This is a genomic window from Mesorhizobium sp. P2_A8 (assembly GCF_056404935.1).
Window position 1 is genome coordinate 131,772 of sequence record NZ_JBFUDB010000009.1, and the last position, 25,164, is coordinate 156,935.

The window sequence follows — 25,164 nt, forward strand, 5'->3', positions numbered from 1 at the left end:
GCGGCAGGCATGGCTGTATTCGATTTCTGGTCAGTTGGCGGGAATCTGGGTGAACAGGTCGGCGAACACCGTCTTTGCTTTGCCCGCGTGCTTGACCGCCTTGGCGGCATCGAGGTTGACCGGCTTGCCGACAACGATGAGTGCGACCATGCCCATGCCGTAATGGGGCGCGCATTTGACACCGTAGACGCCCTCCTTCGTCAGCGTGACGGTGATTTCCTCGTTGGTCTTTCCCTTGAAAGGCTCGGCACCATCCGGGATCATTCCCTTGATCGACTCCGCATCGTGGCCCTTGTCGGTCGGCACGAACTTGACGGTGTCGCCAGGTGCCGCCTTGACGAAGGCCGGCTGGAAAACCATTGCGCCCTTTTCGCCCTTGTTGAGCATTTGCACCACATGCTCTTCCGCGCTTGCGCCGCTGGAGAGCGCCAGGATGGAGATTGCTGCAGCGAGGATGGAGAATTTCATCGATTTGTCCTTTGTTTCGTCTTGGCGGCGTTGCGCCGTTCCATGCCATTTAGCCCAATGCGGCCGGGGACAATTTGCGCTGGCGCAAACTCGGGATAAGAAAGGGTTGCCGCACGATTGGTGCGGACTGTAGGCCTGTGAGGAATCCGCTTGGTTGCGCTGGACCGATCGCTGATATCGCAGCTGCCGCTCTTCCAGGGGATGGCACCCCAGGAGCAAAGCGAGATACTCAAAGGCGCTCGATCGTCACGCTACGCCAAGGACTCGGCGATCTTCGAGCAGGAAACCGAGGCCCATTCGTTTTTCGTGCTGATCTCCGGCCACATACGCGTCGTCCGCACCACGCCGGATGGGCAGCAGATCATCGCCAGATACATCAGCGAAGGCGAAATTTTTGGTGTCGCCGCAGCACTTGGCCGGACGACCTATCCCGCCAGCGCTATCGCGGCGGTCGACTGCGTGGCGCTGGCTTGGCCCAACGCTCTTTGGCCGGAGCTGGCGCGACGGTTTCCGGCGTTTGGGGCAACCACCTACAGGACGGTGGGAGCCAGGCTGCAGGAGACCCAGACACGGGTGATGGAAATGTCCACGGAGCAGGTGGAGCAGCGGGTCGCGCATGCCTTGTTGCGATTGGCAAACCAAACCGGCCGAAAGACCGACAACGGCATCGAAATCGATTTCCCGATTTCAAGGCAAGACATTGCCGAGATGACGGGAACGACGCTGCACACCGTCAGCCGCCTGCTTAGCAAGTGGGAAGACAACGGAATAGTTGTCAGCGGGCGCCAGAAAGTCACCGTGAAGGATGCGCATCGCCTTGTGGTTCTGGCCGAGAACCGGGGCAAGAGGTGATCCTCACCGTTCTCCTCGAACAGCCGATTCCAGGTCCAAAATGAAGCGGGTCTCGTCGATCCGATGTTCGCGGCATGCTTCGGCCACCGTATGGAAAGTGCCGATCGGGCAGCCAACGCAAAGCATCCTGTAGCTCAGCATGACTGCCACCGTTGCCGGCCATTTTCTCATGATCTCGTCGACAACCATGTTCCGACCGATCGAACTGAGTTCCTTCACGATAGGGTCTCCGCGATTTGCGAAGCCCCGTGATATATCCTGTGCGCGCCGCCTTCGTTGCGCTTTCGCAACTTCACAGAACTGGCGTTGAATCCTGGCGGGATTATTTGGGGTACGACAAGCGCCCATGGGAAGGGCCGGGATTAAGGTCGCAGGACCGTCAGATGGCAGTACCAACGACGGCACCAATACCGGCGGTCAGCGCCATTGCCAGCGCCCCCCAGAAGGTGACGCGAACAGTTGCCCTCAACACATTGGCGCCGCCGGCTTTGGCCCCAATAGCGCCCAGAACCGCCAGGAACAGGAGTGAGGCAACAGACACCGTTGCGGCAAGCCAGGCGGCCGGCGAAACAAACACCATCGCCAATGGCATGGCCGCGCCAACCGAAAATGCAGCCGCGGAGGTCAGCGCGGCCTGGATTGGCCTGGCTGTAGTCACTTCCGAAATACCGAGCTCGTCACGAGCGTGGGCGCCGAGCGAGTCCTTGGCCATCAACTGGTCGGCGACCTGCAAGGCCAGCGTTGGCTCCAGGCCACGTTTGACATAGATCTCCGCAAGCTCCTGTCGCTCGAAGTCCGGCTGCGTCGCCAGCTCCCCCTTCTCGCGGGCAAGGTCGGCTTGTTCGGTATCGGACTGCGAACTGACCGAGACATATTCGCCGGCCGCCATCGACATCGCACCGGCGACCAGTCCGGCAACCCCAGCCACCAGAACATTGGAGGCCGCGGCATTGGCGGCCGCCACGCCAACGATCAGGCTGGCCGTCGAGACGATGCCGTCATTGGCGCCGAGCACGGCGGCGCGCAGCCAGCCGACGCGCGATACGAGATGGTTTTCATTGTGCAGCCGGCTCATGTCATCACCGCGCGCGCCGTCCGGCAGGTCGCAGCATTCTGACCAGCACATCCGATTTCGCATAGAAATGTTGCCACAGCGCCGCTGCGGCATGGAGGCCGACGACAATGATGATCACCGGCTTGGCGAGTTCGTGAATCTCGCCCATCGCCCGAAAGCTGAAGTACCAAGCCAGCGCCCCGGTAATCGGCATCCCGAAGATGAAAAGATACAGCAGGAAATGGGCGGCCGCGGCAATCCGCTTCAGCAGGGCGCTTTCTTCGGGCGGCGCCTCCGGCACGCCATGCCGGAGACGTAGCGCAAACCTGCAGATCGCCAGCACCAATACTGCCAGACCGACATAGACATGAATGTTTGCGTTGAAGATGTCGCCAGCTGCCGGCTCGGTACCGCGCGAGAACGCCCGATAAGCCGGCTTGATGTCTTCACCGATTATAAGCTGCAGAACGATCAGCACCGCGATGGTCCAATGCAGCACTATCTGGGTTCCGGTGTATCCGGCGGGCTCGTTGGCAACAGTCATAGGCAGCTACCTCGCTTGAGAGAACCTTCCTACCTCGCTGCTTATGCGACGATCTTGATCTAGGACAAGTCAATTTGCCTTCCCCTTGAGCTTTCGCGACCCCTTGCAGCTCGACCTCGGCTGACAGCCAGTTGTCAGCTTGGTCGTGGGATATTGCATCCGAAGCGGACGACCAGATGGATCGCCGTGCGAGATTCAACGTGGAAACACAATTGCGATGAAACAGATTGCCCTGTCACTTTTCGTCATCGCCACCTCTGGCGCTTACGTCTGGGATCAAGCCGGCCAAGAACCGGCAAACGATATGCTTGGCTCATCTGACATGCTTGGCTCAGCGCTGCCGGCCAACGCGCCAAAGGAGCCCGACGCGCAGTCGGCGGAGCCGGCGCCCACCGTGGCGGCGCCGATGTCTCGGATTTTGCCGGCGCTCGACCCTCGGTTCAGAACAAGGTTTCCGATTGGCAGGGAAACGACGGCGGGCATAGCAGTTCCCGCCGAACGGCCAGATGATCCGTTCAAGCAGACAGTAGTTCCGGTCGCGCCCCAACCATCGCCAATGCCAACGGAGCAGCCTGTGGCGCCGGCTGTCACCGATCCCGCGTTGTCAACGCCTTCATTCGCCATAACTCCCGCCGTCTACATACCAGTCCCCCAGCCGAGGCCGGCATATCCGGATGCGCCCGCGCGTCTTGTCCCGGTGGGTATGAAGGTCGCCACACAGGGCTATGCCGACGGCGTCTACACCGGCCCGCCCGCCGATGCCTATTACGGCATTATCCAGATTCAAGCCCTCGTACAGGGTGGGCAGCTTACGGCGCTGAAGGTGCTGAAATACCCATCCGATCGCCGCACCTCCATCAATATCAACAGGCAGGCGCTGCCCATGCTGCGCGACGAAGCGATCCGCGCCCAAAGCGCCAATGTCGACATTATTTCGGGTGCGACGCTGACCAGCAGGGCCTTTATCCAGTCGCTGCGCGGCGCGCTGAAGAAGGCGTCGTCCTAGGTCCATGCGTGAAACGCGTATCTTGATGGGAATGCCCATTACGGTCGACGTCGGCGGCGCGTCGGGCGCTGAGCTGATCGAGACGGTCTTCGGGTATTTCGAGCATATCGACCGGCGCTTCAGCACATACCGGGCCGACAGCGAGATCATGGCCATCAACCGCGGCGACGCCCCCGTCGTCGAATGGAGCGGCGAGATGGCCGAAGTGTTTGCTCTCGCGCGGCAGACGCATGACGAGACGGACGGATACTTCGATATTCGCAAGCCCGACGGGTCGCTCGATCCTTCCGGCATCGTCAAGGGCTGGGCCATCCGCAACGCGGCAGCCATCGTTCAGCGAGCCGGCATCCGCGATTTCTTCATCGAGGCGGGAGGCGACGTCCAGTCCAGCGGCAAGAATGCCTCGGGCCAGGACTGGAGCGTCGGCATCCGCAATCCCTTCAACGCTCATGAGATCGTAAAGGTCGTCTATCCCCGTGGTCGCGGAGTGGCGACGTCTGGAACCTATGTGCGGGGTCAACACATCTACAACCCGCATGGGCTTGGCCGTCCGATCCAGGACATCGTCAGCCTGACCGTCATCGGCGCCGATGTGCTCGAAGCCGATCGTTTCGCCACTGCCGCCTTTGCCATGGGCCGGGACGGCATTCTCTTCATCGAGCAGACGCCCGGCCTGGAGGGCTATGTCATAGACACCAACGGCCGCGCCACACCGACAACCGGGTTCGGAGCCCTTTGCCTGCCATGATCAAAACCATCGATCGATTTCTCGATCACCTGACCATGTACAGGCTGGTCCTCTACTATCTGATGACGCTGGTCGGCGCCGCGTTCGTGCTCGGCTTCGCCAAGCTGGTGCCGCATGATCCGGTTGCGCTTGCATTCACGACAGCCCTTGCGCTGGCCGCCTGCTGGCTCGCCAACAAGGTCTTTGCGCATGTCTTCGCAGTCCCCGCCAACAACGAGTCCGTCTATATCACCGCGCTCATCCTTGCGCTCATCCTCGATCCGGTAGCCACCACCGACATCGAGGGGATCGCGGCAGTGGCATTCGCGTCCGTCTGGGCGATTTCGTCCAAATTCATTCTCGCCATCGGCCGGAAGCACCTCTTCAATCCGGCTGCGCTCGGCGTGGCGTTATCCGGGCTGTTGCTCGACCAACCCGCCACCTGGTGGATTGGCGGCAATCTGCCGTTGCTTCCACTCGTGCTGGTTGGTGGCATGCTCATTGTGCGGAAACTGCGCCGGCCTGATCTTGTCTCGACCTTCGTTGTCGTGGCGCTGGCGACCATTCTGGCAACCAGCGACCCGTCGCAGTACGGGACCGCACTTGCGGAGACACTGGGCTCGTCGCCCCTGCTGTTTTTTGCTTTTGTGATGCTGACAGAGCCGCTGACGGCACCGACGATGCGATGGCCGCGCATCGCCTTTGCCGCCATCGTCGGCTTTCTGTTTGCTCCCAACATCCATATCGGCTCGTTCTATTTCACGCCGGAACTGGCGCTGCTCACCGGCAACCTGTTTGCCTATGCGGCGGGTCCCAAGGGACGCTTCGTGCTGACTTTGGAACGCATCGAGCAATCGGCTGTCGACAGCTTTGACTTCATCTTCCGGTCGCCGCGCAAGCTCGCCTTTGAGGCCGGCCAGTATCTCGAATGGACGCTTGGCCTCGATCGTGCCGACAATCGCGGCAACCGCCGCTATTTCACGGTCGCCTCGGCGCCGACGGAGGAAACGATCCGCCTCGGCGTCAAGTTCTACCCGCAATCAAGTGCCTTCAAGCGCGAACTGATGACCATGAAGCCAGGCAGCACGATCCACGCCGCGCAACTGGCCGGCAATTTCACGCTGCCCGCCCAGCGTGAAACCAAGATCGCTTTCCTGGCCGGAGGCATCGGCATCACGCCGTTCCGCTCGATGCTGCAATATCTGCTGGACCGGCAGGAGGCGCGGCCGATCATCGTTCTGTACGGAACCGAGAGCCAGGGCGACATCGCCTATCGCGACGTGCTCGCCGCCGCCAGGCAAGAGCTTGGCATCAAGACCGTGCATGCAGTGGCGCGCGGCACGGAGCGGGGCCAGTATGCCGGCTACATCGACGAGCGCCTGATACGTCTGACTATGCCCGACTATCTCGAGCGCACCTTCTACATTTCCGGCCCGCAAGCGATGGTCAAGGCGCTGCGTCAGAAACTGCTGGCCATGGGCGTTCGCCGCTCGAAGATAAAGGTCGACTACTTCCCGGGTTTTGCCTGAAGCACGCTCAACTGTGTCGCGGCAAGGAAATGCTCACGACCAGACCCGGATCGGCGTTGGCCATGGCAAGGCGTCCGCCATAGGCTTCGACGATGTCGGAAACAATGGCCAGGCCAAGGCCGCTGCTGCCGCCCTTGCTGTCGAGCTGGACGCCACGCGACAAGGCGGACTCGCGATCGGCATCCGCTATGCCCGGGCCATCATCCGCGACAGTGACGATTACCTCGCCGGCGGTTGCGGAGGCATCGACACGGACTGACGACTTTGCGTACCGGGCGGCGTTCTCGACCAGATTGCCGAGGATTTCCGACAGGTCGCCTTCGTCGATTGGCGCCAGCAGATCTTCCGCGACCCCCATCGTGAAAGAAAGCTGCCTGCCGCTTGGCGTCCGTTTGACGACGGCAACGACGCCAGCCGCGACGTCCGACACCCCACAGGATGCCTTGCCCGAGACTCCGGGCGCGAGGCGGGCGCGCGCCAGCTCCCGCTCGACATGGCGGCGGATCGCGCCGGTGCTCTTCTCGATCTCGTCGGCCAGATCCGTCTCGCCTTTTTTTCTCAACGCGCGGATGTCGGCCGAAAGAACTTGCAGCGGCGTCTTGAGGCCGTGCGCCAGATCGGTGGCGCGCGAGCGCGCCCGAGCGAGAGCCTTCTCCTGCGCATCGAGAAGACGATTGATTTCCTCAGCGAGCGGCTGCACCTCGCTTGGTGCCACCACATCGAGCCGCGCCGTTCGCTGCGCAATCACGCTTCCGACGGCGACCCGCAAGGTCTCCAGCGGTGCAAGGCCGATGGTGATCTGGATGAAAAACGCGGCCATGAGAACTGCAGCGAGCATCAGGAGAGCCGGGGCAAGGTCGCGAACATATTCGCTTACAGACACCTCAACGGTTCGATGATCTTCCGCCACGATGGCACGAAAGGAGCGGCCTCCGGCATCGATGATCGTGCGCTCGACCGCAATAGTGAGTTCTCCGCCCGGGCCCGTGAACTCCTCGACCGTTGGCAGCCCACCACTTGCGCTCCGGGCGGGCAGGAGCAGCTTGGCGTCCCACAATGATCGCGAACGCTCAAGGCTGCCTGTGGCGATGTCCTCCACCTGCCAGTAGTAACCGGACAGTGGATTGGCAAACCGTGGGTCGGTCAGCACCGGGGTCACCACAAGGCGGCCATCGCTTGTGAAAGTCGTTGCGCCGATCAATTCGTTGAGGTCGACCGTCAGCTCGCCCACCACGCGCCGCTCGACGTGAAGTTCGAACAGATAGCGCAAACCGGCGCCGGCGATGCCGAGCGCGACAAGAATCGAGATGGTTGCCGCCAACCACAGCCGGAAGCGGATTGAGTTGCCCATCAGGCGGGATCATCGGGCATCAGATACCCGAACCCGCGTCTCGTCTCGATGACATCGCTGCCGAGCTTGCGTCGCAATCGCGCGACAATGACTTCGATCGCGTTCGGATCGCGGTCGTTGCCTGAATCGTAAAGATGCTCAGCCAGTTCGGTCGGCGCCACCACCCGCCCTGCATGATGCATCAGAAACGCCAGGAGCCGGTACTCCAGCGGCGACAGGGAAACGGGAATGCCGCGCAGCGATATACGCATCTGGCGCGTGTCCAGAAGCAGCGGGCCGGACCTCAGAACCGGTGCCGCCTGCCCTGCCGAGCGACGCAGGATGGCGCGCAACCGGGCGAGCAGTTCTTCCATTTCAAAAGGCTTGGGAAGATAGTCGTCAGCACCGGAGTTGATGCCCTCGACCCGCTCCGTCCACATCCCCCTTGCGGTGAGGATCAGAACCGGAAACCGGCGGGCGTTGGCCCGCCACCGCTTCAAGATCGTGAGGCCATCGAGCTTGGGCAATCCAAGATCCAGAATCGCGGCGTCATAAGTCTCGACATCGCCTGCGAACCAGGCGGCTTCACCATCCTTTACAACATCGACCGCCATTCCGGACGCCTTGAGGGCGGTCGCGATATCGGCAGCGATACGGGGCTCGTCTTCGGCGAGGAGTATCTTCATCAGTCGCCCTCCCCATCGCGCATGACGACACCGGCTCCGGCGTCGACGTCGACGGTCTTTCGCCGGCCATCGGCACCGACGACCTGGAACCGGTAGACCCATCTGTTGGCGTTGCGGATGAGATCGACCGCAACAACATCGCCTGGGGCTTTGGCGCGGACAACGTCCAGTATGTCGGCAAGGCCCTTGATTTCGCCGTGCTCGTACAAATCCCGCGCCCGGTCATGGTCGCCGTCATCGTCCTCATCGGCACGGGCAGCGACAGGCATTGCCAGGACCAGTCCAGCGAGACCCAGCACCGCCAAACGCATCAACAGGCTTTTCATCGGCAAGGCATGTCGCACGTTCAAGCTTTCAATTTGCTGTCAATCATCCTCAGCCCGCAGCAAGCGAAGGGTCCATATCAAGGCATTATCGCGTCCAATCATGGCCGCGCCGAGAAGGATACCAGACCATGCGCAGTTCCATGCTTGTCCTTGCAGCACTTGCAGGCCTCACGATCTTTGCCCTGCCGGCGGCCGCCGAATCGGACGAAGGATCATGTGGGGCGCCATCGTCCGTTGACCCCTCTAACCCGATCGACCTGCAGGCCATCCCGATGCAGGACGCCACCACTCCGAAAGCCATCAAGGGTGATGACGATGCGTGTGACGACCGGCAGGGCGATGAGGCCGACGAAAACGACTAGATCTCTCGTTCGCAGTGCGTGGCCCGTCAAAGCACATAACGCTCACAAATGTCGTCGGCCAAAGCTCGCTGCAAGGCTGGCAATTGTCCCAGGTCCCAACCAATTTCTGGAGAGTTTTCGTGGTCCCCATTCAGCACATCCACCCCATTCTTGTTCATTTTCCTATTGTCCTGATCTACACGCTTGTGGTTATCGACCTTGTGGCGCTGGCCGGTGGCAGAGCCGTCACCAGGAAATCGGGCGCCGGCACGGTCTCAACCTTCGTGGCCCTGGCTGCCGGAGTGTTTGCCATTGGGACCTGGTTCTTCGGCGGTCTTGCCCTCGATCACGCCGAAGCAGCCGGCTTCAGCAGCGATATCGCGGAAATCCACGAGAGCCTGGGGGGTATCACTGCCTTTGCCTTCCTGATCTGGGGACTGGTGCGGCTCGCACTTTGGGCCCGGAATCGCGAGTTTCGGGCTGTGACGATCGCCATACCTTTGATCGAAATTTGCGGAGCAATTCTGGTCACTGCGACGGCCTACTATGGTGGACTGCTTGTCTACGAGCTTGGCGTGAACGTCGCCAAGGCCGCGATCGCTGGCTAACGGGAACGCGCCCGTCACTTGCGAGCCAACCTTTGGACCATTTGCCTCGATGGCAAAATGATTCAGATCAAGGCGCTTTGGGCATGTGAAGCCTAAGAAGCCGGGAGGTTTGGAGAAACTCCGGAGAGCGAACATGCAAGCCGCAGCCATAATGAGCAAACCAGTCGTCGGCATAAACCCGTCCGCGTCGATCGCTGAAGCGGCCGGGACCATGCTCTTCAAAAGGATTAGCGGCTTGCCCGTCATTCGCGGCGACGGGACCCTGGTGGGGATCGTCAGCGAGGGCGATTTCCTGCGTCGCGGGGAACTGGGCACGGAGCGCAAGCGCTCGCGCTGGCTTGAGTTTATCCTCAGCCCCGGAAAGGCGGCCGATGAATATGTCCGCGCCAATGGGCGACGGATCGAGGAGGTGATGTCGCAAGATGTCGTCACGGCATCCCCTGCCGCATCGCTCGCCGAGGTCGTCGAGCTCATGACGCGACACCATGTCAAACGCGTTCCGGTCGTCGACGCTGGGAAAGTCGTCGGCATCATCACCCGCTCTGATCTTCTGCGGGCATTGCTCGGCGTCCTTCCTGATGCAGCCCCTGCAGTCATCGATGACGAACAGATTCGCCAAAACATCATGACCGAGCTAGCGATGCAGAAATGGGCCGGTAAGGACTTGATCAACGTGAAGGTGAACAAAGGCGTAGCGAAACTGAGCGGTGCCATCTTCGACGAACGTGAGCGCCAGGCCGCCATTGTTGCGGCGGAAAACGTGGCCGGCGTCAAAGCTGTCGAGGACGCTCTCTTCTGCGCAGATCCCGTGTCCGTCATCCTTGTTTCGTAGCGGTGGCAAGAGCGACACCGTTGATGTCGCGAACTGCCGAGCCAGCGGGCTTCAACGTTGCATCCACGATAGACCCACCAGCGAAACAGGTCAGCGCTTACAGGTGCCACGGCTTTCAAGGGGCAAAGGCGCGTCACGCCTGCGTTTGGGCGCTCGTCGCCAGATTGGCGGGATATCTGCAGCGAGGCACCATTGCCAAGGTGACCTGCCGGTTCGCCCTGGCTTCACCGCGCTCAGATCGCGACCAGAGGCATCAATGGTCCAAGGAGCAGCAGGGCGAATGCAACAAGCGCCGTGCCCACAACTCTTTCTGCCATCCTTTTTGTGCCGCCAAAGTGCCTGCCTAGCAAAAGCCACAGCGATCCTGTGGCAGCTGTGGTCATAAGGAGTGCAATCCAGAAAGCTCCCAGCGCTCGCGGTTCAATGTTCATTGGCACGATAGCCAGGCAGTAAATAAAGGCCTTCGGGTTCAGGGCGCTGGTCGCCGCAACAGAAATGGCATCACCGTTTTTGGAAGCGTTGGTCCCGGCGCTCGTCATCAGACGTAGGCCAAGAATGACGAGCCATCCGGCTGCAACCAGTCTCAGTATCTGAATGGCATCCGACGACACAAAGGGACGCAGCGAAAACCAGCACGCGGATGCGATCCCGTATCCACATGCCTGAGCGGCCAAAAGTTTGATCGCATTCGCCCGTTTGACCGACCCCGCCATCAAAAGAGCGTTGGTGGGCCCCGGTGCAACAAAGAGCAGAAATGCTTCTAGAAAGACCAGATCGTCCACTGAAGTCATGACGTCCTCAAGGCTGATCTGCTCGATGCACTACCGTTGGCCGGCTGCGTGCTGCAGTCGTGCAATCAGGTCGCTGTTGCGGCAATAGTCTGGCGGGTTCTCGGCTTGCTGATGTTCGTCGAGCCAGGCCGAGCACTCGTCCTGATGCCCACAGGAACGGCAGCGGTTCACTGCCCGATTTGTGACTGCCGCATGGTCTGCCACGACCTTCAAATGTCTGTCGACGCCGACCGTCCGCATCATGCGACCCATCAGAGCCGTTCTGGCGTCGACCGAAATCAGGTAATCGAGAAAGCTCATATTGATCACTCCTGCCTACTCGCCATCATTGCCATGTTGGCGGCAGGTGGCGTTGATCTCGATCAACAGGCTGTGTGGCGCAAAACCGAAGCGACAAGGCGGTCTAGAAAGGGCCGTTGACCGGCAAGCAGTTTTGCCCGGGCCAAGTCCAGATCCAGCCATGCACTGCGATCCACCTCGGGAAATGACTGTATGCGGCCGCTGCGTCGTGGCCATTCCATCTCAAACATGTTGCTGCGCAACGTGGCGGTATCGAAATCGCCTTCCAGCGCGAAAGCAGTGATGATTTTGCTCTTTCGCTGGCGCAACTCTCCCAGATTGAGCAGGGCTCCGTTGGGCTTCCAGCCTGTCTCTTCCTGGAATTCGCGCCGCGCCGCGGCTTCTGGCAGCTCGCTGTCGTCATACTCGCCCTTGGCGATGGACCAGGCGCCAAGATCGCGGCTTTGCCAGAAAGGGCCGCCCGGATGGACGAGCAGCACCTGCAGCCCATTGCTTGATCTGCGATACGGCAGAATGCCCGCGCTTCTTTTCATCATCGCCTCAAGCCTCCCACACCGGCCTATAACCTCGAGTAGGCCGCATGAGGTTTGGAGGCTCTATCGATCATCTGCCCCGCCCTCTTCCGCTGCGATTGGCGGCTCTCCCGTCCAAAGAACCAACGCTTGGTCGCCTCCGAGGCCAGGAGATAGAGCGCGGTGATGGCGACAAGCCCGGCAAGCACGGGCAGCGGCAAGGGCACGAAGCCGAACCAGGCAGCAAACGGCAGATAGGGGATCATGATCGCAACAACCCCGACAGCCAGCGTAAGCCAAGCAAGCAACGGGCTCGGACGGCTTGCCCAGAAAGCTCTGTGTGTGCGCACAATGAGCACGATCGCAAGCTCTGTCAGCAACGATTCGACAAACCAGCCGGTCTGGAAGGCAGCCGCCGTGGCGTGAGCGACGAACAGCAGGAACGCGAACGTGGCGAAATCGAACAGCGAGCTGACCAGGCCAAAGCTGATCATGAACCGCCGCACAAAACGGATGTCCCAGTGGCGAGGCCGGCGCAGTTGGTCGGCATCGACGTTGTCGCTGGCAATGGCGAGCGAAGGGACGTCAGAAAGGAAATTGTTGAGCAAGATCTGCGCTGCCAGGAGCGGCAGGAAAGGCAGGAAAAGAGAGGCGACAGCCATGCTGATCATGTTGCCGAAATTGGCGCTGGTGGTGATCGAAATATATTTCATCGTGTTGGCAAATGTCTTGCGGCCGTCATCGACGCCGCGCACGAGCACACCCAGATCCTGCTTGAGAAGGATAATGTCGGCGGCCTCGCGCGCGACATCGACAGCGGTGTCGACCGAGATGCCAATATCTGCCTCATGGAGAGCAGGCGCATCATTGATGCCATCGCCCAGATAACCAACCACATGCCCCCTGCTCCGCAAGGCCTGAACGATGCGCTCCTTCTGGTTGGGATCGATTTCGACGAAGAGATCGGTGTGCTGAACGCCTGCAAAGAGCGCGCTCTTGGTCAATTTCGAAAGCGCCTCGCCGGTCATAATCCTGTCGGCGCGTAGGCCGACCGCCTGGGCAAGGTGCGCGGCAACGTAGCGATTGTCGCCCGAAATGACCTTTACCGCGATGCCGCGGTGGGCGAGATCGGCAAGCGTCTCCTTGACGCCTTTCTTAGGCGGGTCGAGGAAAAGCAGGAAGCCGGCGAAGGCGAGATCGATTTCATCAGTCCTGTTAAACGTTTTCCGGCTCTCAAATCGACGGATCGCCACGCCCAGCACGCGGTAGCCGTCCGCGCTCCAGCGCCGGAATTTGTCGTCGATCGCCGCACGGTGCGTTGCATCGAGGGGTTCCAACCCCTTGGCTGTGTGGACGAACGCGCAGATTTCGAGGACATTTTGTACGGCGCCTTTGGTGATCAGAAGGTCTTCGGTGCTCCGCACAATTACGGATAAACGCTTACGGATGAAATCGTAGGGGATCTCATCGACCTTCGTGAAGGCAGCCAATGATCCTCCCTCGCCCGGCGCACCGGCGATCGCTTCGTCCAGCGGGTTCTTCAGTCCGGTCTGCAGGGTCGCGTTAAGACGTGCCCAAAGCAGGATATCGGTTGACGGATTGCCGTCGACATCAAGCCATCCGTCGAGGTGAATCACGCCTTCCGTCAGCGTGCCGGTCTTGTCGGTGCAGAGCACGTCCATGCTGCCTAGATTCTCGATGGCGTCGAGACGGCGCACGATGACGCCATTGGCAGCCATCGCGCGAGCCCCTCTAGCCAGCGTCACACTGATGATGGCCGGAAGGAGTTCCGGCGTAAGACCAACCGCCAGTGCCAGTGAAAACAGCAGCGATTCAATCAGTGGTCGATGCAGCATCAGGTTGGCGAAGAACACCAGGATGACAATCGCCAGCATGATCTCGGTCATCAGATAGCCGAACTGTCTTATCCCCCGGGCGAAGCCCGTTTCCGGGATTTTTCGCTCCAGGGCTGCGGCGATCGACGCAAATTCGGTGCGGGCGCCTGTCGCTGCGGCAAGCACGGTTGCAGTACCGCTACGAACGGAAGTGCCCGTGAAAACCGCATTGGTTCGCTGCGAAAGCGAAGCCTCTGGCGCCGACCGCCCCGGCGCCTTCACGACGGGAAAGGTTTCACCGGTCAGCACAGCCTCGCTGACATTGAAATCGCGCGCGTCCAGAATGATGCCGTCCGCAGGAATGAGGTTTCCTGCCGAAAGCCGGATCAAGTCGCCCGGCACGATATCTTCGGCAGCAACCGAGCACTCTACGCCATCGCGCAACACTATCGCCTTGCGCGAAATACGCTGTTTCAGCGCTTCGGTCGCCCGCGACGCGCCATACTCCTGGGTAAAACTCAGGATGCAGCTTGCCAGCACGATGGCGCCAATGATCGCGGCCTCTTGACCCTGCCCGACAAAGGCCGACACGCCGGCTGCGAAAATGAGGATCAGGACCAGCGGGCTGCGGAACTGGCGGGCAAACACTGCCAGGCCGGATGCGCTCGACTTCGACGCCGGTGTGTTTCGACCGAATTTTGCCAGCCGCGATGCGGCCTCGGAGGCGGCAAGCCCCGATGGCGACGTCTCGAGGCTCCGCAGAAGGTCATCGGTCTCGATCGACCAATAAGCGGCGCCGTCCGGTGCCACGGATTGCTGGTCAGCTTCGCTTGCCATCAATACGACATGAAGCGGCTGATGCCGCTCTCTTCGATGAGCGTGCGGGTGACGCCGCCAAACGCCCATTCCCGCAAGCGGCTATGGCCATAGGCGCCCGAAACGATCAGGTCCGCATGGATCGAGCGTGCGAACGTCAGCAGGCGGTCGCCATCAGCCTCGCCGGTGATCAGCTCGGTTCGCGCGTTGATGCCATGGTGTCCAAGAAAGGCGGCGACATCGTCGAGGCTGTCACGAATGCTCTCGTCACGGTTGGTGTCAATTGTGGCGACGACGACCTCGTTCGCCTTGGCCAGAAAAGGCAGGCCATCGGCTATCGCCCGCCGTGCCTCCCTGGTGTCCTTCCAGGCAACCAGCACGGTTTTTGCGCGGATATGCTCCATATTGCCTGCAGTGACCAGAACCGGCCGCCCGGTCCCGAGTGCAAGGCTGCCAATATCAACAGCGCGAAAGACGTTGTCTCCATCCCCGTCGCCGGTGACGATGAGGTCGGCCGCTCTGGCCGAAACGCTGAGGAACCGGGTCGGACTGCAGACGGCTTGTCCCCATTCGCTTGTAATCGAAGCCGGCACAAGTCTCTCGAACACTTCGCGCAATTCGGCAAGCCGCTTTTCGATCTCCGTTCGCTGGATCTGCATGATCTCGCCTTCGTAAACCATGCCCTCGCCTGTCGCGACCAGAGGTGGGACATCAGCTGCCGCCAGGCCAATAAGATGCGCTCCAAATCGCTCGGCAAGTTCGATCCCAACCTGAACAATGGGCGCAGGAGCCGCATCGATGGCGAGGTTCACGATAATTGACTTGTAGGACATTGCGGCGCCTTTCGCTGAAACGGTGCTATGCGTGAGGGATCGCATGCGCCAGCGCCCGGTGCCTTGACGCGCGTCAAAGACCCGCCAATTGCGCCCGGCAACTGAATCTCTTGCGGAAACGTCGTCTCGATGTGTTTTGCGTGTGCCGCAGGAAGTGATAGTTAGCCCCTGGTAGCACCGTCTCGAACCCAGGAACTTCAGGTGATCAAAGACGAAGCGCTCAGTTTGTCGCCCGGTGGGACGACACTGAAAGCCCTCTTGTCGCGGATGTTCGATCAGGCTCCGGGCTTTATCGCGCTCATGCGCGAGCCAGGTCACGTTTTCGAACTGACCAATGCCGCTTACCAGCGATTGATCGGCAATAGGCAAGTGATTGGCAAGTCGGTGCGGGAGGCCTTTCCCGAGCTCGAAGGACATGAGTTTTTCGAACATCTGGACCATGTGTACATGACGGGCGAGCCCTATATTGGCCACGGGGTGAAGGTTGGCCTTCGCAACAAAGCCGACGGGCCGGTGGAAGAGCGCATCCTTGATTTCGTCTATCAGCCGGTCAAGGCCGACGATGGCCGTATCACCGCGATCTTCATTGAAGGCACGGATGTCAGCGAACTCTCCTTTGCAAACGCAGCTCTTCTGTTGCGTGAAGATCACCTGCGATCGATCCTGGCAACGGTGCCAGACGCAATGGTCGTCATCGACGAACAGGGCGGCATTCAATCCTTCAGCACTGCGGCCGAAACGCTGTTCGGCTACCAATCAGGTGAAGTCATTGGTCAAAACGTGAAAATGCTGATGCCCGCGCCCTACCGCGATGAGCACGACGCCTATCTGCTTCGCTACCTGACGACGGGCGAGCGCCGGATCATCGGGCTCGGCCGCACCGTTACCGGGGCACGCAAGGATGGCACGACCTTCCCTATGGAGCTTTCCGTCGGCGAGATGCATCCGGGAACCGGACGCTTCTTTACCGGCTTCTGCCGCGACCTGACCGAACGCCACCGGGCAGAAGCTAGAATCCAGGAGCAGCAGCAGGAGCTCCTCCACATGGCGCGGTTCACCGCGCTCGGCGAAATGGCCTCGACACTTGCCCACGAGATCAACCAGCCGCTCACCGCCATCACGAATTACCTCAAGGGCAGTCGTCGGCTGCTTGAAAAGAGCACGGAAGAGAACGCGCCCATGCTGCGGGATGCCGTGGAAAAGGCAGCTGAGCAGGCCCTGCGGGCGGGAGACGTCATTCGTCATCTGAGGGATTTTGTTGCCAGGGGCGAAAGCGAGCGCCAGGTCGAACGACTGCCCTTGCTGATCGAGGAAGCCGCATCCCTGGCCTTGGTTGGTGCGCGAGAGATGAATCTTCTCGTCAGCTACAAGCTAGACCCTGCCGCCGAACTGGTCTTGACCGATCGCATCCAGATTCAGCAGGTTCTGCTCAACCTGATGCGCAACGCGGTTGAGGCCATGCAGGATGCAGCACGACGCGAATTGAAAGTCACGACTATTGCCCGGGATGATGGGATGGCCGAGGTAAGCGTGATCGATACAGGCCCAGGTCTCGCGCCGGAGGTCTCGGCGCAACTTTTCCAGCCATTTGTGACCACCAAGAAGCAAGGCATGGGTGTCGGCCTTTCCATTTGCCGCACCATCGTTGAATCGCATGGCGGTCACATATGGGCCGAGGCGGTGCCGGCCGGTGGAACCGCGTTCCGGTTCACCTTGCGCATCGTAGAGAAAGAAGAGGTCACAAATGGCCGACAGTGATCTGGTGCACGTGGTCGACGACGACGTCGACGTTCGCAAGTCGCTCGGTTTTCTTCTGGCCACAGCAGACTTCGCTGTACGCCTGCACGAATCGGCCACAGCTTTTCTGTCGACGGCGACGAGCAGTCTCGACGGCTGCATCGTCACCGACGTCCGCATGCCGGGCATAGATGGCATAGAGTTTCTGCGACAGCTCAGAGCAGGCGGACATACAATTCCGGTCATCGTGATGACGGGCCATGCCGACGTGGCGCTCGCCGTTCAGGCAATGAAGGAAGGCGCTTCCGATTTCATCGAAAAGCCATTCGACGACGAGATGCTGATTGGCGCGATCCGCTCCGCGCTGGCCAACCGGAACCAGGCAAACGCGGCGCATCCCCAATCTTCGGACATCCGCACGCGTCTGGCGACCTTGTCGGAGCGCGAGCGGCAGGTGCTGGACGGGCTTGTGTCGGGTCTGCCGAACAAGTCCATCGCCTACGATCTGGGAATCAGCCCGCGCACGGTCGAAATCCACCGGGCCAATGTCATGAGCAAAATGGGCGCGGGCAGCCTGTCACATCTTGTGCGCATGGCGTTGATCGTGGAATCCAGACCCTAGGGAGACCCTTCGAGAGGGTTGCCAGTTCTGGCTTGGGCCTGCTCCGGCTTCCAATCGCGCCAGTGCGTCGGCCGGATGTCGACACGGGCGCCGGTGGTGGCGTTCTTCCAGCCTTCTCTACTCCTTACGCACGGAAATACGAGCGCATGCGTCCCCTCCTCGTCGACGACGGCGAGTTCGAGGTCGCGACCATACGGTGCGCTTAGGATAGAGTTCCACATTGTCTTAGCTTTGACGGAAACGGCGCGGCGCGCTTTGACCTGGATCATTTCTGAAATTGCGCGATGCGTTGTGGGCAAGTAAGCGCGTCGGTCGTTCCGAGCGGTCGAGGTCCAATCATTTGGTTGTGTAGGCGGTAGGCGCGCGCCGCTTGGCGACCGGCCATGCCAACCCGGCCATTGTGCGAGTTGCAAAACGGCCGGCCGCTGTCTGCATGCTGGCATCCTCGCAGCTGTTTGATCGTGATCAAGGCCCAGTTTGGCGAAGCGCCTATCATTCGAAGCAGAAGGAGATTGCCATGCAGTACATCAAGGTCGACGAAGCGCTATGGGCGTCCAGCATGTTGCCCGAGGGCATCCTGGAGCGTTGGTTCATTTCCAGCGGCGACACAATCAAGGCCGGCGAGCTAATAGCCGAAATTCGCGTCGAAGACGCGCTTCACGAGATTGTCGCGCCAGCAAGTGGCCGCGCGACGATTGTCGCCACAGCAAATGCCGTCATCGAACCCGGTTCGATCTTGGCAACGCTGGAGTTCCAATCCGCGTGAAGCATTCGACGCCTCACCGCGACGATTGCGCTCATCAACAATAACTCAAGGACGTATAGACATGCAGACCCAACATGCCGTCGCTTGGCTCGACCATCGCGAAGCCAAGGTGTTTTTCTTCAACCGTGAGACAGCCGAAAGCGTGAGGCTTGTCACCACGCTGGCGCATCATCAGACCCACAACAAGGCAGGCAGCATCGACGGCAAGCGAGCGCCCGAAGACGATGCCTTCTACCACGATGTGGTCAACGCCCTGCAGCCAGCCAAGGAATGGCTGATCGTGGGACCAGGATCGGCAAAAGATGAACTGGCCAAGCACATCCGTGACCACCATGCGCACTTGAAGGATCGCATTGTCGATGTTGAAACGGCGGATCATCCTACGGAGGCCCAGATTGTGGCACACGCGCGGTCGTTCTTCCGTGCCGCTGACCGGATGTTGCCCTAATTAGCTCAGTCTGGAGTTGCTCTGATGGCCCGCGATCGGCTGCGAGGTCGATTGCATTTTACAGAGCGGCTTGCATGAACTCCGATCGCGCAGCGAACCGTCTGGTTCGGTTGACCGTTGCGCCCATGGCCCCGATCACGGCTGCTGCAAGCTGCTGATGTAGGCGATTATCGCCTCGATCTGGTCAGGGCTTGCAACCCATTCGGGCATGTCCGGATGGCCGGTCGAAATGCCCTCCGCGAGGGCTTCCTCGAGATCCGTGATCGGATAGCGCTTCGATAAGGTGCGAAACGCCGGCGCGTCGGGATGGGTGCTTTGATCGGTTTTTCCAATGGCGTGGCAGCGGGCGCAATTGAACTCAACCAATGCCTGGCCGCGTTCCGTCAGGCTGTTGGCCTGTGCAGGCACGAATCCAAGCAGCAACGCCGCAGGTGCGCAAACCCATCGAAACCGCCGCCGGCGACGCCCGTTGCCCATATAGCTGCTCATGGTTGCAGGCCTCCGCCTTTCGATCTACGCGGCTGTCTTCGCCGCTGCGTCCTCGATTGCGGTTTTGGCTTCCTTGCGCACGCGCTTGGCCGTTTCCGACGCGAGCTTGGAGGTCAGGCCCGCGACCTTGCCGGCTTCGGTTGTGTATTCCAATGTCGCATTCTGCAGGAAACTGGAGAAGATGTCGAAGGCGTCGTTGAACTCAGCGCCGTCGATCAGGTCACCGGCCAGCTTTACATCCTGCTCGTAGCGATGTTTCAGAAACCCCAGCGTTTCGATGTGATAGCGCATCATTGCTTTGAAAGCATGCGTCTGAAGAGACGCCGCAGCGAAGACGACCTTCTGGCCATTCTCCACCATCGGCAATAGTTGCATGCCGAATTGCGACGGTTGGGGATGGATCTGCATGATCGGTACTCCATTGTGAGGGTGGAAACAAAAGTGTTCGCCATACGACGCTAACGCTATTCGTCGCTGGGTCCTTGATCCGGATCAACAGATGCAATCGGGCGCCACCGATGTCGTTCCCGCGTTTGACACGCATCAAGGTCGTTGTCCGTTCTTCGTGGCTAGCTCGCTCTGACGAAAAAGGGGCTGCAGCGATGGCTTTCAAAACGATCATGGTTCAACTGGACGTGGACACCATCGCCGCGCCACGCATCTCCATGGCCTGGGATCTTGCGCAACGACATGATGCCGATCTGATCGGCTTCTGTGCAGCCGAGCCGCATTTTGTCATGCCAACCGGCACCGATGACCAGGCCGCGACCAAGGGGTTGTGGTGTCAGGTGGAGGAGATTGAGGGCCGCCTCAATTGCTTGAGAGAGGAATTCCTGAGCACAGTCAACGGCAGCAACCGTGCCTCGTGGCGCGGAGAAATAGGAAATCCCACGCGCCAGCTTGCACTCAATGCGCGTGCCGCCGACCTGATCCTAACTGGCTCGCCGACGGTCGATCTGATCGTCGACCATCATCGTATGCTGGATCCGGCAAGTCTCATCCTTGCAGCCGGCCGCCCGATACTCGTGGCCTCGGAAACCTTTGCGCCGATCAGCGCTGCAAGCATCCTGATAGCATGGAGCGACACGCGGGAAGCGCGCCGCGCTGTCGTCGATGCAATGCCCCTTTTGATCGAGGCCAGCAACGTTGTGGTCGTCTCCGTGGACCGGGGAAACACCGCGCCTCGGGACGATGTTGCGGACGTCGAGCGCTTCCTGGCGCGCCACGGCGTGAAGGCGCGATCGGAAGTTTTGGATGCGCGCCGCTCCGAGCCGGCGGACTTGCTCCTGCGGATTGGGCACGAAATTGCGGCTGATCTGATTGTTCTGGGTGGCTATGGGCACAGCCGCGTTAGGGAAATGACCTTTGGCGGCGTGACGCGTTCTGTGCTGCGCAGCGGCTCGTTGCATCGCTTCATCTCGAACTGAGCAAAAAGACATCTCAGGCTCTCCGATATTGACATGAATCAAGGTCGGCCTTTCCCGCAAAAGGCTACCTCTAACCCTTGCCAAGTTGAGCGTAGCCGATGACGTGCGGCGCAAGAAACCGCGAGCAAACGCGGGCGGGCGCAGAGCGATATGTCATGCAGGCAACAAGACTTGGTAAGGGCCGCCGCACTGTAATTGCGCCGCTGGATCAAATTCCAGGCGGCGGAGACGGTGCGGCGGCACGAGCGATTGTTCAACAGGCAAAGGAAAGTCGACATGAACTATCAGCGGTTCTTCGAGGAAGCGATCGACCAGCTCCATGCCGAGCGGCGCTACCGTGTCTTCGCCGATCTCGAGCGGATCGTGGGCAAATTTCCCCGCGCGATCTGGCGTTCCAATGGCCGCGCCGAGGAAATCACCGTCTGGTGTTCCAACGACTATCTCGGCATGGGCCAGAACCCCGATGTCATCGCCGCGTTCCAGAACGCGGCCGGCAAGATGGGCTCGGGCGCCGGCGGCACCCGCAACATTTCCGGCACCAGCAACCCGCTGGTCGAGCTCGAAGTGGAACTGGCCGACCTGCACGACAAGGAAGCGGCCCTGGTCTTCACCTCCGGCTTCGTCTCCAACGAAGCCTCGATCTCGACGATTGCGCGGCTTTTGCCCAACTGCCTGATCATCTCGGACGAGTTGAACCACGCTTCGATGATCGAGGGCGTGCGGCGCTCGGGCGCCGAAAAGAAGATCTTCCGCCACAATGACGTCGCGCATCTCGAAAGCCTGCTGCAAGCGGCGGGTCGCGAACGCGCCAAGCTGATCGTCTTCGAGAGCGTCTATTCGATGGATGGCGACATTGCGCCAATCAAACAGATCGTCGAACTGGCCGAGCGCTACAACGCCATGACCTATATCGACGAGGTCCATGCGGTGGGCATGTACGGACCGCGCGGCGGCGGCATCACCGAGCGTGAGGGCCTGGCCGACCGCATCGACATCATCGAAGGCACGCTGGCCAAGGCGTTCGGTACGCTGGGCGGCTATATCGCCGGCAACAGTGCTGTCATCGACGCGGTGCGCTCCTACGCGCCGGGCTTCATCTTCACCACGGCGCTGCCGCCGGCCATTGCGGCCGCCGCAACCACCTCGATCCGCCACCTGAAGCGCTCACAGGCCGAACGCGATGCGCAGCAGCGCCAGGCGACGCGGACCAAGGAAATTCTGTCTGCTGCCGGCCTGCCGGTGATGGAGTCGCCGACGCATATCGTGCCGGTGCTGGTTGGTGACCCCGAACTCTGCAAGATGGCCAGCGATCGCCTGCTCGGCGTGCACGGCATTTATATCCAGCCGATCAACTACCCGACCGTGCCGCGCGGCACCGAGCGGCTGCGCATCACGCCGACGCCGTTCCACACCGATGCGCTGATCGCGGGACTGCAGGATGCGCTGGTCGAGACATGGGACGCGCTTGGCATCCCCTATGGTTCCGCAGGCCGTCCGTCAGTGGCCAAGAGCGACCGCATCATACCCCTGCTGGTGCAGAAATCCGGCGGCTAAAAGCCGCCGCCCGCCCAAACGGTCTTCATCCTGAGGGATTTGATCCGGCTCAATGCTCGAAGCTTTTCGACGCCTTAAGAATGGACCTCAAATCTTCGAGGAGCATCGCCATGGGTCATAGTCCACACACGTCCTTTGCTGACTTCGCGCACGCTGCCCAACAGGCGCAGCAGTGGGTCAACGAGCTTGCCAGGGATCTTTGCTGGAGCGAGCCGAGCGCGTGCCGCCTCCTGAGGTCTGTCCTGCACACGGTGCGGGATTGGCTGTCGCAAGCGGAAATGGCCGATCTCTCGGCCCAACTCCCAGTTTTGATTCGCGGCATCTACTTCGAAGGCTGGACTCCATCTGCGCCTGCGCATGAGCGTACGAAGCGTGACTTTGTTCTCAGCGTCAGAGACAGTTTCGGCTACGATGAGGAGATCGACTTCGATGTCGCGATCGGTGCCGTTTTCAAGCTTCTCGACCGTCACATTTCGCATGGCGAGATCGTGCAGGTCCGAAACTCGATGAAGAAGTCGCTCAGAAAATTGTGGCCGGTGGATTGACCCATGTTCCGAGACCGGGAAGACGCTGGCGCGAAGCTTGGCCTGGAGCTGAGCAACCTTAAACTGCATCGCACATTGCCGCGTGGCGGCGTGCCTGTCGCGGTGGAGGTGGCCAGAGTTCTCAACGCTCCTCTTGACCTGCTGATCGTCCGCAAGGTCGGCGCCCCAGGCAATCCTGAGCTGGCTGTTGCAGCAATCGTCGATGGCGACCCCGGGGAGGTCGTGTTGAACCGGGAGATCGTCGAGGCCTATGCGCTCGATGAAGGCGAGCTACGCGTCTTGATTGCAAATGAGCGTCCAGAACTCGAACGCCGGCGCGCTGCGTATCGAGGGAAGACCAAACCGATCTCGATCGCGGGAAAGACCGCGATCATCGTGGATGACGGGGCCGCGACCGGTACGACCCTGAAAATCGCGATCCGCGCCATAAAGCGCCGTTCGCCGAGGGAAATCATCGTGGCAGTTCCTGTTTCGCCGCAAGAGACGGTCGCAGAACTGGCATGCGAAGCAGATCGTGTGGTTTGCCTAAGTCAACCAGGACAGTTCCGTGCCCTGAGCTACCATTACCTGCGGTTTCCGCAACTCACGGACAGCGATGTCGTCGCTGCGATGGACGAGGCTGGTCGGTCGCAAACGGCCGGGCAACACCGAAGTGGACAACACGTAGCGGGCCCCGATTCAAAAACCGCCACGAAATCAACGCCACGGAATAACCGAGAGAAATAGGAGATCACGTCATGCTGGTCCGAACCCTTTCTGCCTTGGAATGCACGAAAATCCTGACGGCCAATCGCGTGGGCCGCCTAGCATGCGCAAAAGACGGACAGCCCTACGTCGTGCCCTTCTACTACGCCCATTCGGATGCTCATCTTTACGCGTTTTCCATGCCGGGCAAAAAGATCGAATGGATGCGGGCCAATCCGCTGGTGTCCGTCCAGGTTGACGAGCATGGCCAGGGGCGAGGATGGAGAAGCGTCGTTGCCGACGGCCGGTACGAAGAGTTGCCGGATCGAATTGGCCACAAGCTCGAACGCGATCATGCCTGGTCGGTGTTGAGCAAGCATGCCGACTGGTGGGAACCTGGCGCACTCAAGCCCGTCATTCCTCCCACAGCCGACAGTGCTCCGCACGTTTTCTTCCGGATTCTCGTTGAACAGGTGTCCGGACGAGAAGCGAGCGAGTAGTCGCCCCGTTAGGTCTTGCGAGAATTGAAGAGGGCCGGCGCAATCTGCACCGGCCCCTTTTTCTGTTGAATTGCTATCGCGCCATCAAGACCGGCAGCGATTGACCCTCAAGCATTGACTTGGTGACCCCACCAAAAATCCGCTCGCGCAGCCGGGAATGACCATAGGCGCCCATGACCAGGAGCTCGGCAGCCATATCGCCGGCACGCTGGCGAAGCACTTCGGCGACCGAATGGTTCGCGCTCGGCAGGCGCTCGACCGTAACTTTCACGCCGTGCCGGGCAAGATAGGCGGCGGCATCGGCTCCGGGTTCCGCGCCGTGATGGAACTCGTCCTCGATCGGGTCGACCATAACGAGGTGCACCTCTACCGCGCCCTTCAGCATATCGAGCGACTCGCGGACGGCGCGCGATGACTCAAGGCGCGCGTCCCACGCGACCAGGATGCGTTTCGGCTTCAGCGTCGGGCGCGAGCCTTCGGGAACAAGCAGAATGGGCTTTCCCGATGAGAACAGCGTGCCCTCGATCACTTTATCCTTCAGCGCATGGCTTGCCAGCAGATCCGGTCCCAGAATGGTCAGATCGGCGTAGCGGGCACGCCTGCCGATGACATCGTCAGCCCATCCCGTGTCGGGATAGTCGTCGCTCAGATCAGCCGATACCGGGGTCTGTGAAAGAAAGGCGCCGACTGCCGATATTCGTTTCTCGAGCCTTTTCAGCTCGGCCTGACGCTCCTCGAGCCAGGCTGGTGAGACGATAGCAGCATACTCACCACCCGAGGGCGGTGCGGCAAGCTCAAGGACGAGCACCGAAAGGTGGGCATCGATCTGTTCGCACAGAGAGGCGGCGAGCTTGAGATCGCCATCCCCCTGGTTCGGTCCGGTAACCGTAAGCAATGTCTTGAAGGACACGGCGGCAACTCCTCATTTCGCGTGAAGGTTCAATCGTTGCTGAGGCATAGCCGACAGGAGCCGGTGCGTTCATTGCGCTGGATCAAACGTCT

At 60.6% G+C, this 25,164-nt stretch carries 30 protein-coding genes and 2 pseudogenes; 17 read left to right on the plus strand and 15 right to left on the minus strand.

What is annotated here, in order from left to right; all coding sequences use genetic code 11:
• Window positions 1-30: 30 nt before the first annotated feature.
• On the minus strand, window positions 31-468 hold the full coding sequence (locus AC1D10_RS25775; protein WP_477276890.1) for a pseudoazurin: 438 nt from the start codon (window positions 466-468) through the stop codon (window positions 31-33).
• Between the two features lie 150 nt (window positions 469-618).
• On the opposite strand from AC1D10_RS25775, the gene AC1D10_RS25780 reads away from it, so the two are divergent.
• The gene (locus AC1D10_RS25780) at window positions 619-1,320 is read left to right on the plus strand and encodes a Crp/Fnr family transcriptional regulator (RefSeq protein WP_477276892.1); all 702 of its coding nucleotides are present in this window, start codon (window positions 619-621) and stop codon (window positions 1,318-1,320) included.
• 3 nt (window positions 1,321-1,323) lie between these two features.
• Here the strand turns inward: AC1D10_RS25780 and AC1D10_RS25785 are convergent, their stop codons facing one another.
• The 3 genes from AC1D10_RS25785 to AC1D10_RS25795 form a co-directional block, all read right to left on the minus strand.
• A complete protein-coding gene (locus AC1D10_RS25785; RefSeq protein WP_477276894.1) occupies window positions 1,324-1,539 on the minus strand; it encodes a DUF1858 domain-containing protein in 216 nt (71 codons plus the stop codon).
• A 160-nt stretch (window positions 1,540-1,699) separates the two neighbouring features.
• Window positions 1,700-2,395 (minus strand): VIT1/CCC1 transporter family protein, encoded by a 696-nt coding sequence (locus AC1D10_RS25790; RefSeq protein WP_477276896.1) that lies wholly within the window; start codon window positions 2,393-2,395, stop codon window positions 1,700-1,702.
• Between the two features lie 4 nt (window positions 2,396-2,399).
• The gene (locus AC1D10_RS25795; protein ID WP_477276898.1) at window positions 2,400-2,918 is read right to left on the minus strand and encodes a cytochrome b; all 519 of its coding nucleotides are present in this window, start codon (window positions 2,916-2,918) and stop codon (window positions 2,400-2,402) included.
• Window positions 2,919-3,621: 703 nt separating this feature from the next.
• Here AC1D10_RS25795 and AC1D10_RS25800 point away from each other — a divergent pair.
• From AC1D10_RS25800 to AC1D10_RS25810, 3 genes are read left to right on the plus strand one after another with little or no spacing between them, the layout of a single operon-like run.
• A complete protein-coding gene (locus AC1D10_RS25800) occupies window positions 3,622-3,924 on the plus strand; it encodes an FMN-binding protein (protein ID WP_477276901.1) in 303 nt (100 codons plus the stop codon).
• A gap of 25 nt (window positions 3,925-3,949) precedes the next feature.
• A complete protein-coding gene (locus AC1D10_RS25805; protein ID WP_477276903.1) occupies window positions 3,950-4,672 on the plus strand; it encodes an FAD:protein FMN transferase in 723 nt (240 codons plus the stop codon).
• Window positions 4,669-6,180, plus strand: coding sequence for an RnfABCDGE type electron transport complex subunit D (locus AC1D10_RS25810; RefSeq protein ID WP_477276905.1), 1,512 nt, complete (start codon window positions 4,669-4,671; stop codon window positions 6,178-6,180). The genes AC1D10_RS25805 and AC1D10_RS25810 overlap by 4 nt, the downstream gene beginning before the upstream one ends.
• A gap of 7 nt (window positions 6,181-6,187) precedes the next feature.
• Here the strand turns inward: AC1D10_RS25810 and AC1D10_RS25815 are convergent, their stop codons facing one another.
• The 3 genes from AC1D10_RS25815 to AC1D10_RS25825 are packed head-to-tail and all read right to left on the minus strand — an operon-like array spanning window position 6,188 to window position 8,540.
• On the minus strand, window positions 6,188-7,531 hold the full coding sequence (locus AC1D10_RS25815) for an ATP-binding protein (RefSeq protein ID WP_477276907.1): 1,344 nt from the start codon (window positions 7,529-7,531) through the stop codon (window positions 6,188-6,190).
• Window positions 7,531-8,196, minus strand: a complete 666-nt coding sequence (locus AC1D10_RS25820) for a response regulator transcription factor (RefSeq protein WP_477276909.1) — start codon at window positions 8,194-8,196, stop codon at window positions 7,531-7,533. Before AC1D10_RS25820 ends, AC1D10_RS25815 begins: the two co-directional genes overlap by 1 nt.
• Window positions 8,196-8,540, minus strand: coding sequence for a PepSY domain-containing protein (locus tag AC1D10_RS25825; RefSeq protein ID WP_477277381.1), 345 nt, complete (start codon window positions 8,538-8,540; stop codon window positions 8,196-8,198). Before AC1D10_RS25825 ends, AC1D10_RS25820 begins: the two co-directional genes overlap by 1 nt.
• 110 nt (window positions 8,541-8,650) lie before the next feature.
• Between AC1D10_RS25825 and AC1D10_RS25830 the strand changes: the two genes are divergently transcribed.
• The 3 genes from AC1D10_RS25830 to AC1D10_RS25840 all read left to right on the plus strand — a co-directional run bounded on the left by AC1D10_RS25830 (window position 8,651) and on the right by AC1D10_RS25840 (window position 10,303).
• Window positions 8,651-8,884: a hypothetical protein gene (locus AC1D10_RS25830; protein WP_477276911.1), complete on the plus strand. Its 234-nt coding sequence runs from the start codon at window positions 8,651-8,653 to the stop codon at window positions 8,882-8,884.
• 119 nt (window positions 8,885-9,003) lie between these two features.
• Complete coding sequence (locus AC1D10_RS25835; RefSeq protein WP_477276913.1) at window positions 9,004-9,471, plus strand: DUF2231 domain-containing protein; 468 nt, start codon at window positions 9,004-9,006, stop codon at window positions 9,469-9,471.
• A 133-nt stretch (window positions 9,472-9,604) separates the two neighbouring features.
• A complete protein-coding gene (locus AC1D10_RS25840) occupies window positions 9,605-10,303 on the plus strand; it encodes a CBS domain-containing protein (RefSeq protein WP_477276915.1) in 699 nt (232 codons plus the stop codon).
• 233 nt (window positions 10,304-10,536) lie between these two features.
• Here AC1D10_RS25840 and AC1D10_RS25845 read toward each other — a convergent pair whose 3' ends face one another.
• The 5 genes from AC1D10_RS25845 to AC1D10_RS25865 all read right to left on the minus strand — a co-directional run bounded on the left by AC1D10_RS25845 (window position 10,537) and on the right by AC1D10_RS25865 (window position 15,390).
• Window positions 10,537-11,094, minus strand: coding sequence for a hypothetical protein (locus tag AC1D10_RS25845; protein ID WP_477276917.1), 558 nt, complete (start codon window positions 11,092-11,094; stop codon window positions 10,537-10,539).
• A gap of 30 nt (window positions 11,095-11,124) precedes the next feature.
• Entirely contained in the window at window positions 11,125-11,394 is a 270-nt protein-coding gene (locus AC1D10_RS25850) for a DUF6455 family protein (protein ID WP_477276919.1), read from the minus strand.
• A 62-nt stretch (window positions 11,395-11,456) separates the two neighbouring features.
• Complete coding sequence (locus AC1D10_RS25855; RefSeq protein WP_477276921.1) at window positions 11,457-11,930, minus strand: NUDIX hydrolase; 474 nt, start codon at window positions 11,928-11,930, stop codon at window positions 11,457-11,459.
• 23 nt (window positions 11,931-11,953) lie between these two features.
• Complete coding sequence (gene mgtA, locus AC1D10_RS25860) at window positions 11,954-14,578, minus strand: magnesium-translocating P-type ATPase (protein WP_477276923.1); 2,625 nt, start codon at window positions 14,576-14,578, stop codon at window positions 11,954-11,956.
• Complete coding sequence (locus tag AC1D10_RS25865) at window positions 14,578-15,390, minus strand: universal stress protein (protein WP_477276925.1); 813 nt, start codon at window positions 15,388-15,390, stop codon at window positions 14,578-14,580. The genes mgtA and AC1D10_RS25865 overlap by 1 nt, the downstream gene beginning before the upstream one ends.
• A 201-nt stretch (window positions 15,391-15,591) precedes the next feature.
• Here AC1D10_RS25865 and AC1D10_RS25870 point away from each other — a divergent pair, with 201 nt between their 5' ends.
• From AC1D10_RS25870 to AC1D10_RS25885, 4 genes are all read left to right on the plus strand, one after another.
• The gene (locus tag AC1D10_RS25870) at window positions 15,592-17,148 is read left to right on the plus strand and encodes a PAS domain S-box protein (RefSeq protein ID WP_477276928.1); all 1,557 of its coding nucleotides are present in this window, start codon (window positions 15,592-15,594) and stop codon (window positions 17,146-17,148) included.
• Complete coding sequence (gene fixJ, locus AC1D10_RS25875; RefSeq protein WP_477276930.1) at window positions 17,135-17,749, plus strand: response regulator FixJ; 615 nt, start codon at window positions 17,135-17,137, stop codon at window positions 17,747-17,749. The genes AC1D10_RS25870 and fixJ overlap by 14 nt, the downstream gene beginning before the upstream one ends.
• Before the next feature lie 370 nt (window positions 17,750-18,119).
• The gene (locus AC1D10_RS25880; RefSeq protein ID WP_477266937.1) at window positions 18,120-18,515 is read left to right on the plus strand and encodes a lipoyl domain-containing protein; all 396 of its coding nucleotides are present in this window, start codon (window positions 18,120-18,122) and stop codon (window positions 18,513-18,515) included.
• A 61-nt stretch (window positions 18,516-18,576) separates the two neighbouring features.
• Window positions 18,577-18,963, plus strand: a complete 387-nt coding sequence (locus tag AC1D10_RS25885; protein WP_477276933.1) for a translational machinery protein — start codon at window positions 18,577-18,579, stop codon at window positions 18,961-18,963.
• A 135-nt stretch (window positions 18,964-19,098) separates the two neighbouring features.
• Here AC1D10_RS25885 and AC1D10_RS25890 read toward each other — a convergent pair whose 3' ends face one another.
• Window positions 19,099-19,452 (minus strand): c-type cytochrome, encoded by a 354-nt coding sequence (locus tag AC1D10_RS25890; RefSeq protein WP_477276935.1) that lies wholly within the window; start codon window positions 19,450-19,452, stop codon window positions 19,099-19,101.
• Here AC1D10_RS25890 and AC1D10_RS25895 point away from each other — a divergent pair.
• Window positions 19,451-19,564, plus strand: a pseudogene (locus AC1D10_RS25895) (hypothetical protein); the annotation flags it as partial. The gene AC1D10_RS25890 and the pseudogene AC1D10_RS25895 overlap by 2 nt on opposite strands.
• Here the strand turns inward: AC1D10_RS25895 and AC1D10_RS25900 are convergent.
• A pseudogene (locus AC1D10_RS25900) lies at window positions 19,543-19,860 on the minus strand (phasin family protein); the annotation flags it as partial. The pseudogenes AC1D10_RS25895 and AC1D10_RS25900 sit on opposite strands and share 22 nt — an antisense overlap.
• A gap of 194 nt (window positions 19,861-20,054) precedes the next feature.
• On the opposite strand from AC1D10_RS25900, the gene AC1D10_RS25905 reads away from it, so the two are divergent.
• The 5 genes from AC1D10_RS25905 (at window position 20,055) to AC1D10_RS25925 (ending at window position 24,162) form a co-directional block, all read left to right on the plus strand.
• On the plus strand, window positions 20,055-20,879 hold the full coding sequence (locus tag AC1D10_RS25905) for a universal stress protein (RefSeq protein ID WP_477276937.1): 825 nt from the start codon (window positions 20,055-20,057) through the stop codon (window positions 20,877-20,879).
• A gap of 276 nt (window positions 20,880-21,155) precedes the next feature.
• Window positions 21,156-22,433: a 5-aminolevulinate synthase gene (gene hemA / locus AC1D10_RS25910; protein WP_477276939.1), complete on the plus strand. Its 1,278-nt coding sequence runs from the start codon at window positions 21,156-21,158 to the stop codon at window positions 22,431-22,433.
• A gap of 80 nt (window positions 22,434-22,513) precedes the next feature.
• A complete protein-coding gene (locus AC1D10_RS25915; RefSeq protein WP_477276941.1) occupies window positions 22,514-22,978 on the plus strand; it encodes a DUF2267 domain-containing protein in 465 nt (154 codons plus the stop codon).
• 3 nt (window positions 22,979-22,981) lie between these two features.
• A complete protein-coding gene (locus AC1D10_RS25920) occupies window positions 22,982-23,704 on the plus strand; it encodes a phosphoribosyltransferase (RefSeq protein ID WP_477276943.1) in 723 nt (240 codons plus the stop codon).
• Window positions 23,705-23,715: 11 nt separating this feature from the next.
• On the plus strand, window positions 23,716-24,162 hold the full coding sequence (locus tag AC1D10_RS25925; RefSeq protein ID WP_477266514.1) for a pyridoxamine 5'-phosphate oxidase family protein: 447 nt from the start codon (window positions 23,716-23,718) through the stop codon (window positions 24,160-24,162).
• A 73-nt stretch (window positions 24,163-24,235) separates the two neighbouring features.
• Here AC1D10_RS25925 and AC1D10_RS25930 read toward each other — a convergent pair whose 3' ends face one another.
• Entirely contained in the window at window positions 24,236-25,072 is an 837-nt protein-coding gene (locus AC1D10_RS25930) for a universal stress protein (RefSeq protein WP_477266513.1), read from the minus strand.
• Between the last annotated feature and the right edge of the window lie 92 nt (window positions 25,073-25,164).

Coding starts and splice junctions, on each gene's coding strand:
- AC1D10_RS25905 (WP_477276937.1), top strand. CDS start 20,055: ATGGCTTTCAAAACGATCATGGTTCAACTGGACGTGGACACCATCGCC.
- AC1D10_RS25885 (WP_477276933.1), top strand. CDS start 18,577: ATGCAGACCCAACATGCCGTCGCTTGGCTCGACCATCGCGAAGCCAAG.
- AC1D10_RS25855 (WP_477276921.1), bottom strand. CDS start 11,930: ATGATGAAAAGAAGCGCGGGCATTCTGCCGTATCGCAGATCAAGCAAT.
- AC1D10_RS25845 (WP_477276917.1), bottom strand. CDS start 11,094: ATGACTTCAGTGGACGATCTGGTCTTTCTAGAAGCATTTCTGCTCTTT.
- AC1D10_RS25820 (WP_477276909.1), bottom strand. CDS start 8,196: ATGAAGATACTCCTCGCCGAAGACGAGCCCCGTATCGCTGCCGATATC.
- AC1D10_RS25800 (WP_477276901.1), top strand. CDS start 3,622: ATGAAGGTCGCCACACAGGGCTATGCCGACGGCGTCTACACCGGCCCG.
- AC1D10_RS25865 (WP_477276925.1), bottom strand. CDS start 15,390: ATGTCCTACAAGTCAATTATCGTGAACCTCGCCATCGATGCGGCTCCT.
- AC1D10_RS25790 (WP_477276896.1), bottom strand. CDS start 2,395: ATGAGCCGGCTGCACAATGAAAACCATCTCGTATCGCGCGTCGGCTGG.
- mgtA (WP_477276923.1), bottom strand. CDS start 14,578: ATGGCAAGCGAAGCTGACCAGCAATCCGTGGCACCGGACGGCGCCGCT.
- AC1D10_RS25805 (WP_477276903.1), top strand. CDS start 3,950: ATGGGAATGCCCATTACGGTCGACGTCGGCGGCGCGTCGGGCGCTGAG.
- AC1D10_RS25920 (WP_477276943.1), top strand. CDS start 22,982: ATGTTCCGAGACCGGGAAGACGCTGGCGCGAAGCTTGGCCTGGAGCTG.
- AC1D10_RS25795 (WP_477276898.1), bottom strand. CDS start 2,918: ATGACTGTTGCCAACGAGCCCGCCGGATACACCGGAACCCAGATAGTG.
- hemA (WP_477276939.1), top strand. CDS start 21,156: ATGAACTATCAGCGGTTCTTCGAGGAAGCGATCGACCAGCTCCATGCC.
- AC1D10_RS25810 (WP_477276905.1), top strand. CDS start 4,669: ATGATCAAAACCATCGATCGATTTCTCGATCACCTGACCATGTACAGG.
- AC1D10_RS25925 (WP_477266514.1), top strand. CDS start 23,716: ATGCTGGTCCGAACCCTTTCTGCCTTGGAATGCACGAAAATCCTGACG.
- AC1D10_RS25775 (WP_477276890.1), bottom strand. CDS start 468: ATGAAATTCTCCATCCTCGCTGCAGCAATCTCCATCCTGGCGCTCTCC.
- AC1D10_RS25850 (WP_477276919.1), bottom strand. CDS start 11,394: ATGAGCTTTCTCGATTACCTGATTTCGGTCGACGCCAGAACGGCTCTG.
- fixJ (WP_477276930.1), top strand. CDS start 17,135: ATGGCCGACAGTGATCTGGTGCACGTGGTCGACGACGACGTCGACGTT.
- AC1D10_RS25830 (WP_477276911.1), top strand. CDS start 8,651: ATGCGCAGTTCCATGCTTGTCCTTGCAGCACTTGCAGGCCTCACGATC.
- AC1D10_RS25840 (WP_477276915.1), top strand. CDS start 9,605: ATGCAAGCCGCAGCCATAATGAGCAAACCAGTCGTCGGCATAAACCCG.
- AC1D10_RS25815 (WP_477276907.1), bottom strand. CDS start 7,531: ATGGGCAACTCAATCCGCTTCCGGCTGTGGTTGGCGGCAACCATCTCG.
- AC1D10_RS25915 (WP_477276941.1), top strand. CDS start 22,514: ATGGACCTCAAATCTTCGAGGAGCATCGCCATGGGTCATAGTCCACAC.
- AC1D10_RS25890 (WP_477276935.1), bottom strand. CDS start 19,452: ATGAGCAGCTATATGGGCAACGGGCGTCGCCGGCGGCGGTTTCGATGG.